Origin of the sequence: Methylobacterium sp. C1, from assembly GCF_001854385.1 — a bacterium.
GTDB lineage: Bacteria > Pseudomonadota > Alphaproteobacteria > Rhizobiales > Beijerinckiaceae > Methylobacterium > Methylobacterium radiotolerans.
This window is the reverse complement of sequence record NZ_CP017640.1, coordinates 4,363,950-4,379,202: the sequence shown is the minus strand read 5'-3', so window position 1 is coordinate 4,379,202 and position 15,253 is coordinate 4,363,950. Positions and strand designations below refer to the sequence as shown.

Genomic DNA, 15,253 nt, shown 5'->3' with positions numbered 1-15,253 from the left:
GCGCGGCCGACTTTGCGGGCGCCGCGAAGCGATCCAGGGCGGCACCGCGCGTCCCGACGTCCCGCTGCCCTGGGCCCCATCGCTCCGCCCAGGGTGACGGTGAGGGCCGCGTCGACGGCAGCCGCCAACCCGAGCGCGGATCGAGACACCCGCAACCGTGCGGCCTTAACGGCGGCTCAACCATACCGCGCGATAAATCCCGTGCGGCCGCAGAAACACCCTGGAAACGGGGAGGATCGGGCCGGTTCGGGTGCGTGAGTGCGGGTCTGGCGTCGTGGGCACGAGACGAGGACGGGAATCGAGCCTGCGCTGGCTCTCGGCGGCCCTGACGCCCTGGATGGTCGGGCTGGGCCTCCTGGTGTCGTTCACCGCCGATGCCGGCACGGAGAATGCCATCGGGGCGAGCCGGCTCGGCGTGATCGACGCCGGCACGGTCCCGCCGCTGCCGCCCGGCACCGTGCTGATCGGATCGGCGCTGCGCCGCCTCGGGGACGAGCCGCCGCAGGCCGTCTTCAAGACCGGCGCGCACGTCTTCCCGGTGGTGCAGCGGGCCGGCAAGGGCGACCCCGCCCGGCCGCCGGCCGAGAGCTTCGCCCGCCGGGCGGCCAACCTGCGCGAGGCCGGCGGCGCCCTGGTCTTCGGCGACGTCACCGGCAGCGTCACCGGCGTGCTGACGCAGGGCTCCGCCGTCTGGGATCCGGAGTCCGAGCCGGAGGCCGCCTTCGTCCCCGTGCCGGATCTCGGCCTCACCACCGGCAGCGGCACCGCCGCCTCCACGGGAGAGGGGACGGCCGACCTCACCGAGGACGGCGGCCCCGAGCGCTTCGACGGCTCGACTCCGCCGGTGCCCCGCGCCATCGCGCTGTCCTCCACGACGCCGGCACCCGCGGACGCCATCCCGGTCGAGATCGCCGCGGCGAGCCTCGCGCTCCCCGATTTCGCGATCCGCACCGAGCGCCCGGACAATGCCCAGCCGGTGCCCGAGGACGCGCGCCGGCGCTACGCCGACCTGATCGACCCGAACGCCCTCGACAAGGAGCAGCGCTGCCTCTCGGAGGCGGTCTATTTCGAGGCCCGGAGCGAGCCCGAGGCCGGCCAGGCCGCCGTCGCCCAGGTGGTGCTCAACCGGGTGAAGAGCGGCCTCTACCCGGCGAGCGTCTGCGGCGTCGTCTACCAGAACCGGCACCACTACATGGGCTGCCAGTTCTCCTTCGCCTGCGAGGGCAAGTCCCTGCGCATCACCGACGCCGGCGCCTGGGAGAGCGCCACCCGCATCGCCCGCTCGGTGATCGAGGGCCGGACCTACCTCGCCGAGGTCGGCGCCGCGACCCACTACCACGCCGACTACGTGCGCCCGGGCTGGGCCCGCCGCCTGCGCAAGATGGACGTGATCGGCCGGCACATCTTCTACCAGCTCCGGGCCGGCCAGACCTGACCCCGGCCGGATCCGGCTTCGTAAGAGAGACTGTGGAAGATCCGAACAATCCTACCTAGGTAGGCGACGCCTAAGCAGTCGAAACCAAGGGTTAATTTTACCTTCGTTCCCGATAATGCTTGCGCGCCGGGCAACGAGTCTGGCCTCTGGTACGTCGAGACGAGCGCCGCGTCCGCGCCGCGTCTCGTAGTAATGCGTATCAGAGGACTCCCATGACCGCGCCGGTCGCTCGCACCGCTCTCCTCGCCGCCGCCCTCGGCGGCGCGCTCCTCGCTGCACCCGCCCAGGCCGGCGGCTGCTACGGCTCCGAATGCTATCGCCGCGTCGTCACGCCGCCGGTCTACGACACCGTGCAGGAGAACGTGCTGGTGCGTCCGCCCCGCACGGTCTACCGCACCACGCCGCCGGTCTACGACACGGTGTCGGAGCGCGTGATGGTCTCGCCCGGCGGCCGCTACTGGCAGACCAGCCGCGGCCCCGGCGGCGAGCTGATCGGCTGCTGGGTGACCGCGCCGCCGCGCTTCGCCGTCCGCACCCGGACCGTGCTGATCCGCCCGGCGCAGACGATCCCCGAGACGATCCCGCCGGAATACGCCAGCGTCAGCCGCCGCGTCCTCGTGGCGCCCGCCCGGGCCGGCTGGGCGCCGATCGGCGGCGGCTACGGCTACCGGCCCGCGGCCTACGGTGGCCCGCTGGTCGGCTCGATCCCGGACGCTCTCGGCATCACCGGGGCCAGTTCGTCGGATATCGGCGTCGGTCTCGGCTTCTACACGGGCAGCCGGTACGAGGGATACTGAGCCGGCAGCGACCGCCGTCGCCTTGATTCCGGGCGGCCCGGCCACACCTCACCGCGCAGCACGGGAGGTGACGATGGGGACGTTCAAGGCCTGGGTGGTCGAGAAGAACGAGGCCGGCCAGAGCCTCGCCTTCAGGGATTTCGACGACGCCGACCTGATGGACGGCGACGTCACCGTGCGGGTGACGCACTCGACCCTGAACTACAAGGACGGCCTCGCGCTCACCGGCAAGTCGCCGGTGGTGCGCCGCTTCCCGATGATCCCCGGCATCGACTTCTCGGGCATCGTCGAGACCTCGGACCATCCGGAGTACCGGCCGGGCGACGCGGTCGTGCTCACCGGCTGGGGCGTCGGCGAGACGCATCTCGGCGCCTACGCGCAGCGCGCCCGGGTCAGGGGCGACTGGCTGGTGCCGCTGCCCCGGGGACTCACGGCCGAGCAGGCCATGGCGGTGGGCACCGCCGGCTACACGGCGATGCTGTGCTGCATGGCGCTGGACGCCCACGGCGTGAGGCCCGAGCACGGCCCGGTCATCGTCACCGGCGCCTCGGGCGGCGTCGGCTCCGTCGCGGTGGCGCTCCTCGCCCGGGCGGGCTGGCACGTGATCGCCTCCACCGGCCGGGACGGCGAGTCCGACTACCTGAGAGGGCTCGGCGCCGCCGAGATCCTCGACCGGGCCGAACTGTCCAAGCCCGGAAAGCCGCTGGGCAAGGAGCGCTGGGCCGCGGGCGTCGACGCCGTGGGCTCCACGACCCTCGCCAACGTCCTCGCCATGACCCGAGCGGACGGCGCCGTCGCGGCCTGCGGGCTGGCGCAGGGCATGGACCTGCCGACCTCGGTGGCACCCTTCATCCTCCGCGGCGTCTCGCTGCTCGGCATCAACAGCGTGACGACCCCGCAGAAGAAGCGGCGCGAGGCCTGGGCGCGCCTCGCCCGGGAACTCGACCTCGGCAAGCTCGCCGCCATGACCAGCAGGGTCCGTCTGGAGGAGGTCGGCCGGCTCGGCGACGAGATCCTGGCCGGCAAGGTCCGGGGCCGGACCGTGGTGACGGTGGCGTAGGGCCGGCGCCCGTCAGGCGGCTTTCCGGGCCTGCAGCAGGTAGCTCATCGGCAGGAGCCGGTCGGCGGCGAGCACGTCGCAGGCCGTCGTGCTGATGTTGTCCGGAAACTCCCGGAACCGCTCGATCGCGAGGCCCGCACCGATCAGGGTCTCGATCAGCGCCCCGAGGGGGTGGGCGAACCAGTAATGCGGTCCGACCCGCGGGGCCGGGCCGTCCCCGTACACGATGGCGTCCTCGCCCACGAACGGCGCCGTGCGGAAATAGGAGTGCCGAATCAGGAGCGGCTGCTCCGCCCGCGGCTCGAACATGTTCACGACGGGATGCTCCTCGTGGATGAGGATCCGGCCGCCCGACCGCAGGAGGCGCGCCGCCACGGCGAGGAAGCGCGGCAGGTCGGGCATCCAGCCCAGCACGCCGATGGTGATCACCGCGAGGTCGTAGGCCCCGTCGTGCTCCGCGTCGATCGCGTGCACGTCGCCCGCGACGAAGCGGCAGTCGCGCCCGGCGATGCGGGCGAGGTCCCTGGCCTGGGCGAGGAACGCCTCCGACTGGTCGAAGCCGGTCGCCGACCGGGCGCCGAGATTCATCAGCGACACCGTCTCCCGGCCGTTGTTGCAGCAGAGTTGCGCGACTGAGGCCCCGGCGAGCCCGACCGCCCGCAGGGCCGCCTCCATCGGGGGATCGAAGCAGGAGAAGCCGGGATCCTGCGCGAAGTGCTGCGTCAGCCGATGCCACGACGGGTCGCTCCGGTGCAGGGGCGCCGAGGCATCCCAGGCCTGGCGGTTGGCGGCGACGACCTCGGCGGCGGACAGGGACGACATCGTTGGCTCCGCGTGAATCGCCGGAGAATCTAGCGAGCGGTGCCCGGGTCGCGCCACGGCGAAAACACCGGGCGGGCCGAGCACCCGTCGCGGGAACCTTTGCCGTACCTCGCGTGTTGGCGTCTTCATGAGCGTCGCATTCGTCAAAGAGCCCGAGGGTGGGGAAGCGTTCGAGAATCTGCCGGATCGGCCGATCTCGCCGCACACGAACTTCGTCACGCCGGAGGGCCTCGCGCAGATCGAGGCGGAGGTCGCGCGCCTCGAGAAGGAGGTCGCCTCGCTGGATCCCGCCGACAAGGCGGAGGATTCCCGCATCGGGCGCGACCTGCGCTACTGGGCGGCCCGGAAGAACACCGCGCAGCTCGTGGAGCCCAAGGGCGGCGACACCGTGCAGTTCGGGTCCACCGTCACGGTGGTCCGCGAGGACGAGTCCGGCAAGGAGAGCCGACAGACCTTCCGGATCGTCGGCGAGGACGAGGCCGACCCGCACAAGGGCTCGATCTCGTACGTGGCGCCCCTCGCCCGGGCGATCACCGGCAAGACGATCGGCGACGTGGTCGAGGTGAACGGCCACGAGGTCGAGGTGCTCGAGATCCGCTGAGCCGGATCAGCGGCCCTCGAAGCGCGCCCGCAGCGGCAGCAGCGCCTCGGCGACGTGCTCCATGAAGGCCCGGACACGCGCCGCGTGGCGCAGGTCCGGATGCGTCAGGATCCAGAGGTCCGCCCCGAGTTCGGGGTGCGGCCCGGACAGGCGGCGCAGCGCCGGGTTCACGTCGGCCGTGAAGCAGGGGAGCGGGCCGATGCCGAGGCCGGCCTCGACCGCCGCCTCCAGGCCCGGCACCGCGTTGATCCGCAGGCGGACACGGTCGGACGGCGCCCGCGCCTCCACGAACCGCGTGAGCGAGCCCCCCGCCACCAGCGGCCCCGGGCTGATCCAGGCCTCCCGGGCCAGGTCGCCGTAGGCGCGATCGGCGCGGCCGTAGACCGCCCACGCGGTGAGGGCCAGTCGACGCCCGACCAGGGTCTCGCTCGGTTCCCGGCTGATCCGGATCGCCACGTCGGCGTCGCGCCGGGAGAGGTTGAGGGTCGCCTCCGCGAGGATGAGCTCGATCCGGATCTCCGGGTAGCGCTCCGCGAAGCTCGCCAGCATCGGCATCAGCAGCTCGGCGGCGAAGCCCGCCGGTGCGGTCACCCGCAGCTCGCCGGACGGCGTCTCGCCCTGTCCCGCCACCGCGCGGGCGAACCGCGTCACGTCCGCCTCGATGCGCCCGGCCGCGTCGACCATCGCCTGCCCGGCCGCGGTCGGCACGTAGCCCGTGCGCAGCCGCTCGAACAGGCGCGTGCCGAGCCGCGCCTCCAGGGCGGCGAGACGCCGGAATGCCGTCGAGTGGTTGATACCGAGCTCGGCCGACGCCGCGGTCAGGCCGCCCCGGTCGGCCACCGCCTTCACGAACCGGAAATCGTCCCAGTCGAGCTCCACGCCGGATCCTTGCATCTGCGCAAGGTTAGTCTTGCATGTCGGGGCATTCTTGCAAGACGGCAAATGCGCGATGCAGGGGCCAGCCGCCGGCCGACGATTCGGCCGGACGTCCGACAGGCAGGAGAGACCACACATGGCGAAGGTTCTGGTGCTGTACTACTCGACCTACGGTCACGTGGAGCAGATGGCCTACGCCGTCGCCGAGGGCGCCCGCGAGACGGGGGCCGAGGTCGTCGTGAAGCGCGTGCCCGAGCTGGTGCCGGAGGAGGTCGCCCGGCAGAACCACTTCAAGCTGGATCAGGCGGCGCCGGTCGCGACCGTCGCCGAGCTCGCCGACTACGACGCGATCATCTTCGGCACGCCGACCCGCTACGGCAACATGGCCTCGCAGATGAAGCAGTTCATCGACCAGACCGGCGGGCTCTGGATGAAGGGCGCGCTCGTCGGCAAGGTCGGCTCGGTCTTCACCTCCACGGCCTCGCAGCACGGTGGCCAGGAGACGACGCTGACGAGCTTCCACACGGTCCTGTTCCACCATGGCATGGTTGTGGTCGGCCTGCCCTACAGCTTCCAGGGACAGGCGGGCGTCGAGGCGGTGAAGGGCAACACGCCCTACGGCGCCAGCACGATCGCGGACGGCGACGGGTCGCGCCAGCCGAGCGCCGTCGAGCTGGAGGGCGCGCGGTTCCAGGGGCGCCACGTGGCCGGCATCGCGGCCAAGCTGGCCCGGGACTGAGGAGCCAAGAAAAAAGGCTCGGATTGCTCCGAGCCTGAAAGGAAAAAGGCCATTGGGGGCTGAGAAGGCCTTCGTGATCAGTAAACGGGTCAGGCCGAACTCTGTTCCGCTGCCGGCGAAAATTTCTCCGCCGTCAGCGGGGCGCCGCCGCCCGGGCGAGGCGATCCCGGATCGCCTCGCCGAGGCCGTCCTCGGGGATCGGCGCCACCGCGATGGTCTCGGCCCCCGAGGCGTCGAGGTCGCGCAGGGCGCCGAACAGCCGGGCAGCGGCCTCCGCGGGATCGCCCGCCGGGCTCAGGTTGAGACTGGCCCGCGCGGTCTCGTGACCGGCCGGGGGGCGGGGCCCGAACAGCAGGGCCGCCTCGCCGGGCTCGACCCGCACCGCGTCGAGGCGGACCCGCGCCCGCGGCGCGTAGTGCGAGGCGAGCATGCCCGGGCCCGCCGGCCGGTCGGCATCCGCCGCCTCGGGCGCCTCCGGATCGAGACCGAGCACGTCGCGGAGCGCCGCCCGGGTGATACCGCCGGGCCGCAGCAGCCGCGGCGGGCCGCCGAGGCAGGCCACCACCGTCGATTCGACGCCAACCGGCGTGTCACCGCCGTCGAGCACCGCGGAGATCCGGCCGGCGAGATCGTCGAGGACGTGGGCGGCCCGGGTCGGGCTCACCCGCCCCGACCGGTTGGCCGAGGGCGCCGCGACCGGCCGCCCGACCTCCGCCAGGAGGTCCCGCGCGAGCGGGTGCGCCGGGACCCGTAGCGCGAGGCTCGGCAGGCCGGCGCGGGCGAGATCGCAGACCCGCGTGCCCGTGTGCGCCGGGACCACCAGGGTCAGGGGGCCGGGCCAGAAGGCCTCCGCGAGGCGGCGCGCCGGCGCGTCGAAGACCCCCTCCGCCAGGGCCGCCGCCGCGTCGGGCAGGTGCGAGATCAGCGGGTTGAAGCGCGGCCGCGCCTTGGCGGCGAAGATGCCCGTCACCGCGGCGGGGTCGGTGGCGTCCGCCCCGAGCCCGTAGACGGTCTCGGTGGGGAAGGCGACGAGACGGCCCGCCCGCAGGAGGGCGGCGGCCTCCGCGAGGCCGGCCGCGTCGGCGGGAAGCCGCCGGGTCGCGGACGGGACCGTTGACCCGGGATCATTCATGCGGGAAGCCGTCTCCGAGGTCATGGCCGCGCGAGCCCCGCGCGCCTATCCTCGCCCCGCCCTAGCGCCGGTGCGCGGGCGCGGTCAAACCCGCCCCGGACCGAACGAGCGGGCGGGCCGCCACACGGGAGGATCGTATGAGTTACCGCGCCCCGGTCCCCGAGATGCTCTTCACGCTGCGGCACGTGGCCGGGCTCGACGCGGTCGATCCCGACGACGCCGAGGCGATCCTGACCGAGGCCGGCCGGATCGCCGCCGGCGTGATCGCGCCGCTCAACCGGGTCGGCGACCGGCACGGCACCCCCTTCGCGGACGGGCAGGTCACCACGCCGCCGGGCTGGCGCGAGGCGTACCGCACCTTCACGGAGGGCGGCTGGAACGGGCTCTCGGCCGAGGCCGATCACGGCGGCCAGGGCCTGCCGAAGCTGATCGAGGCCGCCTGCACCGAGATGTGGAACGGTGCCAACCTCGCCTTCGGCCTCTGCCCGCTCCTGACCCAGGGCGGCATCGAGGCGCTCGCCGCCCACGGCTCCGACGACCTGAAGGCGCGCTACCTCGAGAAGCTGGTCTCGGGCGCGTGGCCCGCCACCATGAACCTGACCGAGCCGCAGGCGGGCTCCGACCTCGCCCTGCTGCGCACCCGGGCCGTGCCGGCGGGCGACGGCACCTACCGGATCACCGGCAACAAGATCTACATCACCTACGGCGAGCACGACCTCGCCGACAACATCGTCCACCTCGTCCTGGCCCGGCTGCCCGACGCGCCCGCCGGCACGCGGGGCATCTCGCTGTTCCTCGTGCCGAAGGTGCTGCCGGACGGGACCCGCAACGACCTGCGCTGCTCCGGCATCGAGCACAAGCTCGGCATCCACGCCTCGCCGACCTGCTCCATGGCGTTCGGCGACCAGGGCGGCGCGACCGGCTGGCTGATCGGCCAGGAGAACAAGGGGCTGGCCTGCATGTTCACGATGATGAACGCGGCCCGGCTCAATGTCGGCCTGCAGGGCGTCGGCGTCGCCGAGGCCGCGACCCAGCGCGCGCTCGCCTACGCGCAGGAGCGCCGCCAGGGCAAGGCCGTCGGCGCCGCCGAGGCGACGAGCCCGATCGCCGCCCATCCGGACGTGCAGCGCATGCTGCTCACCATGAAGGCCTCGACGGCGGCCGCCCGCGCCATCTGCTACCTCACCGCCGCGGCCCTCGACGCCGCGAAGGGGCCGGAGGGGCAGGCCGCCCTGGACCGCGCCTCGCTGCTGACCCCGGTGGCGAAGGCCTTCGCCACCGACCTCGCCAACGAGGTGACCTCGCTCGGCGTGCAGGTCCACGGCGGCATGGGCTTCGTGGAGGAGACCGGGGCGGCGCAGCTCATGCGCGACGCCCGGATCCTCGGCATCTACGAGGGGACCAACGGCATCCAGGCCATCGACCTCACCGCCCGCAAGCTGCCGCTGAACGGCGGGGGCACCGCGCGGTCGCAGATCGCCTGGATTCGCCGGGCCGCGGAGGGGCTGCTCAAGGCCGGCGACCCGGCCTTCGGCCACATGGCGGCGCGGCTGCGCGACGGGATCGGCAGCCTCGACCGGGCGACGAGCCACCAGCTCGCCGCGCTGAGCTCGAACCGCCCCGAGGCGGCGCTCGCCGGCGCGACGCCGTACCTGCGCCTGTTCGGCCTGACGCTGGGCGCCGCCTGCCTCGCGCGCAGCGCGCTCGCCGCGAGCGCCGCCCGGAAGGCGGGCGAGACGGACCCGGCGCACGCGGCCCGCATCGCGCTCGCCCGGTTCTACGCCGAGAACCTCCTGGTGGCCGCGTCCGGCCTGGAGCAGGCGGTGGTCGAGGGCGGCGCCTTCACGGACGACGCCGCCCTGGCGCTGGCGGTTTGAGGAGCGGACCATGGCCGAACCCGTCACGATCGACGACCTCGCGGGCGGCGTCCGCCTGATCACCCTGAACCGTCCGGAGAAGAAGAACGCCCTCACGGGCGCCATGTACGACGCGATGCGCGCGGGCCTGGCGGAGGCCGACGCGTCGGACGCGGTCGGCGCCGTGGTCTTCGCCGGGCAGCCCGGCATGTTCAGCGCCGGCAACGACCTCGCCGACTTCATGGGGCATGCCGGTGATGGATTCAGCACCTCGCCGGCGCTGGCCTTCATCCGCCAGCTCGCCCGCACCCGCACCCCGATGGTGGCGGCGGTCGACGGGATCGCGGTCGGCATCGGCGCGACCCTCTGCCTGCACTGCGACCTCGTCTACGCGAGCCCGGCGGCGCGCCTGCGCATGCCCTTCGTCGAGCTCGGCCTCGTGCCGGAGGCGGCGTCGAGCTACCTGCTGCCCCTGCGGGTCGGCCGGCTCAGGGCCACCGAGCTGCTGCTCCTGTCGCGGCCGCTCGAGGCCGACGAGGCGCAGGCGCTGGGTCTCGTCAACGCGGTGCTGCCGGCCGACATGCTGGTCGAGCAGGCGATCGCGCAGGCGGCGCGCCTCGCCGCCCTGCCGCGCGGGGCGCTGACGGCGTCCCGGGCGCTGATCCGGGGTGACCAGGCGCAGGTCGAGGCGGCCCTGGAGGCCGAGGCCAAGGCCTTCGACGCCCAGCTGCGCTCGCCCGAATCCCAGGAGCGGCTCGCCGCCTTCCTGTCGCGGTCGAAGCCCGCCGCCTCGGCGTGAGCCCGCTCGACCTCTCCGAGAAGATCTGCCTCGTCGCGGGCGCGTCGCGGGGTGTCGGCCGGGGACTCGCCCGGGCGCTGGGCGAGGCGGGGGCCACGGTGATCGTCACGGCCCGCTCCAGCGAGACCGGCCCGCGCACCGAGATGCGCGCGGAGGCGATCGAGGACACGGCCCGCGCGGTCGACGCGGCCGGCGGGCGCGGGCACCATTACCTGTGCGACCACCGCTCCGAGCGCGCCACCGACGCGCTGATGCACTGGGCGCTCCGCCGGTTCGGGCGGATCGACGTCGCGGCCTGCAGCGTGTGGAGCGGCAACGAGGGCTACGACGGCGAGCGCTACCCGGACGGCGCCGGCTGGGGCACGCCGTTCTGGCGCCGCTCGGCGGAGCCGTATCTCGGCCTCCTCGAGGCCGGGCCCCTGCCGGCCCTGCTGCTCGCCCGCGCGGTCGCCCCCGCCATGGTGGCGGCGCGGGCCGGGCTGCTGGCGCTCGTCTCCTTCGGGACCGAGGATTACCTCGGCGACGTGTTCTACGATTCCGCCAAGGCCGCGACCAACCGGCTGACCCTGGCCTTCGCGCGGGAGCTCGCGCCCCACGGCGTCACCGCCCTCGGCCTCTCGCCGGGCTTCGTCGCCACCGAGCGGGCGCGCGACCTCGGCCACGCGCAGCACGCCACCGAGAGCCCGCTCTATGCCGGCCGGGCGCTGGCGGCGCTCGCCGCCGACCCCGGCATCGCCGCGCGGGCGGGCGCCGTGCTGCATGCCGGCGACCTCGCGCGGGTCTACGGCTTCACCGACGCCGACGGGACGCGGCCGGAGCGGTTCCGCGTCGGGCCGTGACGGTTCCGGCTGGACCTGTCGCCCGAATGGCGCAGCCCCGCGGCAAACGGGCCGGATCTGCCCCATGACCCGCCGGCGGGGTTGATTCACCGGGTCCGGGCGCGCGTCCTGTCGGGATCGGCGGCTCCGATTGCTGCGGGAGCGAAAAACGGCCTTAATTCGCCCGCAGGTCAGGGGTCGATCCTGTGCCCGTTCCGATCTCCGGTCGGGCCGGGACCGCGCGTGTGAACGAGGGAAACTGGCATGTCGGAAGCGAACACGGCCCCGCGCGTGCTGATGGTGTTCCCGAAGTTCTACGAGAACTCCATGTGGAACTTCAAAGAGGCCATGGAGCTGCAGGGCGCCCGCGCGCCCGCGCCGCCGCTCGGCCTGATCACGCTGGCTGCGATGCTGCCGCCGGCCTGGCAGGTGACGCTGGTCAACCGCAACTGCGAAGAGCTGACGGACGCGCAGATCCAGGCGGCCGACCTCGTGATGACCGGCGGCATGCTGCCCCAGGAGCCGGACTGCCTCGTGGTCATCGACCGCTGCGTGGCGCTCGGAACCCCGGTCTGCGTCGGCGGCCCGGCCCCGACCTCGACGCCGGAGGTCTACGACAAGGCCGACTTCCTGGTGCTGGGCGAGGCCGAGGGCATCCTCGACAAGTTCGTGGCCGCCTGGGAGGCGGGCGAGCGCCGCGGCCGGCTCACGGCCGAGAAGTTCAAGGCCGACGTCACCAAGAGCCCGATCCCGCGCTTCGACCTGCTGACCTTCAGCCACTACCTCTATATCGGCGTCCAGTTCTCGCGCGGCTGCCCGTTCACCTGCGAGTTCTGCGACATCATCGAGCTCTACGGCCGCGCCCCGCGGACCAAGACCACGCCGCAGATGCTGGCCGAGCTCGACCGGCTCTACGGCCTCGGCTACCGCGGCCATGTCGACTTCGTCGACGACAACCTGATCGGCAACAAGAAGGCGATCAAGCTGTTCCTGCCGCACCTGATCCAGTGGCAGGAAGCGCACGGCTACCCGTTCAAGTTCTCCACCGAGGCCTCGCTGAACCTCGCGGACGACGACGAACTGCTCGGGATGATGCGGGACGCGAACTTCTTCGCCCTGTTCACCGGGATCGAGACGCCCGACGAGGCGACGCTGATCCAGACGCAGAAGAAGCAGAACACCAAGCGCTCGATCGCCGACAGCGTGCACAAGCTCTACGAGCACGGCATGTTCGTCACGGCCGGCTTCATCGTCGGCTTCGACACCGAGAAGGACAGCATCAGCAAGGCGATGTCGCTGTGCATCGGCCAGACCGGCATCCCGATCGCCATGGTCGGCCTGCTGTTCGCGCTGCCGAACACGCAGCTCTCGCGCCGCCTGCGCAAGGAGGGCCGCCTCTACGAGAACTACGCGGCGACCACGGCCGACCAGGGCGACCAGTGCACGCAGGGCATCAACTTCGTGACCCTGCGCCCGCAGCGCGACGTGCTCGCCGACTACCGCGACGTCCTCCAGGAGATTTACGACCCGCCGAACTTCTTCGACCGGGTGCGGGTGGTGGCGCGGCGGGTGAAGCGGCCGAGATTCGCCGCGCAGAAGCTCAACTGGCGCCACGTCGCCCACGATCTCTACTCGCTGCTGCGCGTGTGCTGGCGGATGACCGTGCGGCGTCCGGAACTCGCCAAGCACTTCTGGAGCGTGTTCCTGGAGACCGCCCGCCGCAACCCGGCCGCCCTGGAGGCCGTGGTCACCAACATGGTGATCTACCTGCACGTCTACCCGTTCTCGCGCTACGTCATCCGCGAGATCAACGGCCGGATCGCCGACCTCGACGCCGGCCGCTGGGTGCAGCCGCCCGTCCTGGCGCCCGAGGCCGAGACCTGCAAGGCGCCGCCGGTCGGCAAGGTGGTGGCCAAGGCCGAGGTCAAGCACCTCGCGGCCGTGGCCTGACGGGTCGCCCGTTCAGCGCATCCCGCCGGCGCCCTCATCCTGTGGGGCCGGAGCGCAGCGGAGGCCTCGAAGGAGGGCTCCAGCAGCCGCCCCGATCCCTGGAGCCCTCCGTCGAGGCCGCTGACGCGGCACCTCAGGATGGGGATGGTTCGTGGGATGTGATGCCGCCGCGCTTGCGGGCTTGGCCGATCATCGCTAGCTGACCCGCCGCGAGGCCACGTCCTCCCCCCGTCGCGCGGGGCACAAGTCCGGGACGGCCCGGCCCTTTCCGGAGGGCCGCCATGGCCTGGATCTATCTCGTCATCGCGGGCCTGCTGGAGGTCGTCTGGGCCTTCGCGATGAAGCAGTCGGACGGCTTCACGCGCGTCTGGCCGACCGCCATCATGGCCGTATCGATGGCCGGCAGCGTCGGCTTCCTGGCGCTGGCCATGCGCACGCTGCCGCTGGGAACCGCCTACACGGTCTGGACCGGCATCGGCGCGGTCGGCGCCTTCCTGGTCGGCATTGCCGTCCTCGGGGAGCAGGCGAGCGCCGGCCGCATCCTCGCCGCCGGCCTGATCGGCTCCGGGCTCGTCCTGATGAAGCTGTCGAGCCCCGGCTGAGCGTCAGGCGGCGCGCACCGTGTGCAGGAAGGCGTCGATCTCCCGGCGCAGCTCGGCGGCTTCCTCCGAGAGGCTCGACGCCGAGGCCAGCATCCGCGTGGCGGCCGTGCCCGTGTCGTCGGCCGCCCGCGCCACCGCGTCGATCGTGCCGGTGACGGCGCCGGTCCCGGACGCCGCCTCGGCGACGTTCCGGGCGATCTCCCGGGTGGCCGCGCCCTGCTGCTCGACGGCGGCCGCGATCGAGGTCGCCACTCCGTCGATCTCGCGGATGCGCGCCGCGATCCCGTCGATCGCGTCCACGGTCTGCCCGGTCGCCCCCTGGATCCGGCCGACCTGACCGGCGATCTCCTCGGTGGCCCGAGCGGTCTGGGCGGCGAGCTGCTTCACCTCGCTGGCGACCACCGCGAAGCCGCGCCCCGCGTCGCCGGCGCGGGCCGCCTCGATCGTGGCGTTGAGCGCCAGCAGGTTCGTCTGGCCGGCGATGTCGGTGATGAGGCGCACGACGTCGCCGATCCGGCCCGCGGCATTGCTCAGCTCCTGCACGAGGCCGGCCGTGTCGCCGGCCTGGACCACCGCGCTCCGGGCGAGTTCGGCCGACCCGTCGACCTGGCGGCCGATCTCCTGCACCGAGGCGCCGAGTTCCTCCGCGGCCGCCGCGACCGTGCCGACGTGCTGGGCGGCCTCCTGCGCGGCCCCCGCCACCGTGGCCGAGCGCTCGGCCGTGTGCGTCGCCGTGCCGCTCATCGCCTCGGCATCGGCCCGCAGGCCGAGGGCGGCGTCCGCCACCCGGGCCAGCACGCCGCCGACTGCGGCCTCGAAGGACTCGGCCATGGCGTGGACCGCGCGCCGGCGCTGCACCTCGGCGCCCTCGCGCGCCAGGGCGGTCTCGCGCTCCAGGGCGCGGGTGTGGATCAGGTTGTCCTTGAAGACCTGCACGGCCGCGGCCATCGCGCCGATCTCGTCGCGGCGTCCCGTATGCGGGACCGGCACGGTCTCGTCGCCCTCGGCGAGGCGGCCCATCGCCCCGGTCATGCGCTGGATCGGCCGCGCGATCCCGAACAGGGCGAACAGCATCGCGGCCGCCGCGACCGCGAGGCCGACCACGGTGGCGATCATGGCGATCAGCTTGGCCCGCGTCGCCGCCTGCACTGTCTGGGTGACGTTGGCCACGGTCTGGCCCCGGGCCGCCGCGATCGACTCGGTCAGGCTGGCCACCGCGGCGTCGTTCTGCGCGCCCGTCGCGGGGTCCAGCACGAGCGCGAGGGCGCCCGGCTGATCGCCCGCGATCATCAGCTCGACCACCTGCAGCTGGACGTTCTGGTAGGCGTTCCACGCGTTGGTGAAGCGCTCGTAGATCGCGCGGGCCTCCGGGCTCGTCAGGCGCTCCTGATAGGCCTGCCGGAGCCCGGACAAGTCGCCGAGGGCGTCGGTCAGCGCCGCCTGGTTCCTGTCGAGGGCCGCCGCGTCGGGCGAGGCCACCGCGAGTCGGTAGAGCCGCAGGCGCGCGTCCCGCACGGCCGTTCCGATGGCCTCCGCCTGGTTCTGCGCCGGCAGGGCCTGCTCCGAGATGGCCGCGGCGTTCCGCTCGATCTCCGACAGGCTCACGACGCTGGCGATCCCCTGGCCGACGGCGGCGAGGGCGAGCAGGCCGATGGCACCGGCGAGGACCGTCTTGAGGGAGAAGCGCATGGGAGATTCCGTCCTCGCGGCCGCGCCGCGCCTTCAGGCCCCACCATGCTCCCGCAGAGGTCTTAAAATTCTATCGG

At 73.2% G+C, this 15,253-nt stretch carries 14 protein-coding genes; 10 read left to right on the top strand and 4 right to left on the bottom strand.

Translation table 11 applies throughout. The annotated features are described in order from the left end of the window. Window positions 1–337 precede the first annotated feature (337 nt). From BKE41_RS20245 to BKE41_RS20235, 3 genes are all read left to right on the top strand, one after another. On the top strand, window positions 338–1,435 hold the full coding sequence (locus BKE41_RS20245) for a cell wall hydrolase (protein WP_012320770.1): 1,098 nt from the start codon (window positions 338–340) through the stop codon (window positions 1,433–1,435). 212 nt (window positions 1,436–1,647) lie between these two features. Further along, window positions 1,648–2,232 carry a hypothetical protein gene (locus BKE41_RS20240; protein WP_024829101.1) on the top strand — a complete coding sequence of 195 codons (585 nt, stop codon included), beginning with the start codon at window positions 1,648–1,650 and terminating at the stop codon, window positions 2,230–2,232. Window positions 2,233–2,305: 73 nt separating this feature from the next. Beyond that, entirely contained in the window at window positions 2,306–3,292 is a 987-nt protein-coding gene (locus BKE41_RS20235) for an MDR family oxidoreductase (RefSeq protein ID WP_012320768.1), read from the top strand. A 12-nt stretch (window positions 3,293–3,304) separates the two neighbouring features. Here the strand turns inward: BKE41_RS20235 and BKE41_RS20230 are convergent, their stop codons facing one another. Beyond that, the gene (locus BKE41_RS20230) at window positions 3,305–4,114 is read right to left on the bottom strand and encodes a class I SAM-dependent methyltransferase (protein WP_024829102.1); all 810 of its coding nucleotides are present in this window, start codon (window positions 4,112–4,114) and stop codon (window positions 3,305–3,307) included. Window positions 4,115–4,241: 127 nt separating this feature from the next. On the opposite strand from BKE41_RS20230, the gene greA reads away from it, so the two are divergent. Beyond that, on the top strand, window positions 4,242–4,715 hold the full coding sequence (greA, locus tag BKE41_RS20225) for a transcription elongation factor GreA (protein ID WP_024829103.1): 474 nt from the start codon (window positions 4,242–4,244) through the stop codon (window positions 4,713–4,715). 6 nt (window positions 4,716–4,721) lie between these two features. Here greA and BKE41_RS20220 read toward each other — a convergent pair whose 3' ends face one another. Beyond that, window positions 4,722–5,594, bottom strand: a complete 873-nt coding sequence (locus BKE41_RS20220; protein ID WP_058607308.1) for a LysR family transcriptional regulator — start codon at window positions 5,592–5,594, stop codon at window positions 4,722–4,724. A gap of 133 nt (window positions 5,595–5,727) precedes the next feature. Here BKE41_RS20220 and wrbA point away from each other — a divergent pair, with 133 nt between their 5' ends. Further along, entirely contained in the window at window positions 5,728–6,330 is a 603-nt protein-coding gene (gene wrbA / locus BKE41_RS20215) for an NAD(P)H:quinone oxidoreductase (RefSeq protein WP_012320764.1), read from the top strand. Between the two features lie 133 nt (window positions 6,331–6,463). Here the strand turns inward: wrbA and BKE41_RS20210 are convergent, their stop codons facing one another. Beyond that, window positions 6,464–7,462, bottom strand: a complete 999-nt coding sequence (locus BKE41_RS20210) for an L-threonylcarbamoyladenylate synthase (protein ID WP_024829105.1) — start codon at window positions 7,460–7,462, stop codon at window positions 6,464–6,466. 137 nt (window positions 7,463–7,599) lie between these two features. Here BKE41_RS20210 and BKE41_RS20205 point away from each other — a divergent pair, with 137 nt between their 5' ends. From BKE41_RS20205 to BKE41_RS20185, 5 genes are all read left to right on the top strand, one after another. Next, entirely contained in the window at window positions 7,600–9,339 is a 1,740-nt protein-coding gene (locus BKE41_RS20205) for an acyl-CoA dehydrogenase (protein ID WP_043074301.1), read from the top strand. A gap of 10 nt (window positions 9,340–9,349) precedes the next feature. Next, entirely contained in the window at window positions 9,350–10,117 is a 768-nt protein-coding gene (locus tag BKE41_RS20200; protein ID WP_043074300.1) for an enoyl-CoA hydratase-related protein, read from the top strand. After that, window positions 10,114–10,956, top strand: a complete 843-nt coding sequence (locus tag BKE41_RS20195) for an SDR family NAD(P)-dependent oxidoreductase (RefSeq protein ID WP_071000027.1) — start codon at window positions 10,114–10,116, stop codon at window positions 10,954–10,956. The genes BKE41_RS20200 and BKE41_RS20195 overlap by 4 nt, the downstream gene beginning before the upstream one ends. A gap of 243 nt (window positions 10,957–11,199) precedes the next feature. Beyond that, window positions 11,200–12,885 carry a B12-binding domain-containing radical SAM protein gene (locus BKE41_RS20190; protein ID WP_012320759.1) on the top strand — a complete coding sequence of 562 codons (1,686 nt, stop codon included), beginning with the start codon at window positions 11,200–11,202 and terminating at the stop codon, window positions 12,883–12,885. Window positions 12,886–13,166: 281 nt separating this feature from the next. Beyond that, a complete protein-coding gene (locus tag BKE41_RS20185) occupies window positions 13,167–13,487 on the top strand; it encodes a multidrug efflux SMR transporter (RefSeq protein WP_012320758.1) in 321 nt (106 codons plus the stop codon). Between the two features lie 3 nt (window positions 13,488–13,490). Here the strand turns inward: BKE41_RS20185 and BKE41_RS20180 are convergent, their stop codons facing one another. Then, window positions 13,491–15,176 (bottom strand): methyl-accepting chemotaxis protein, encoded by a 1,686-nt coding sequence (locus tag BKE41_RS20180; protein ID WP_012320757.1) that lies wholly within the window; start codon window positions 15,174–15,176, stop codon window positions 13,491–13,493. Between the last annotated feature and the right edge of the window lie 77 nt (window positions 15,177–15,253).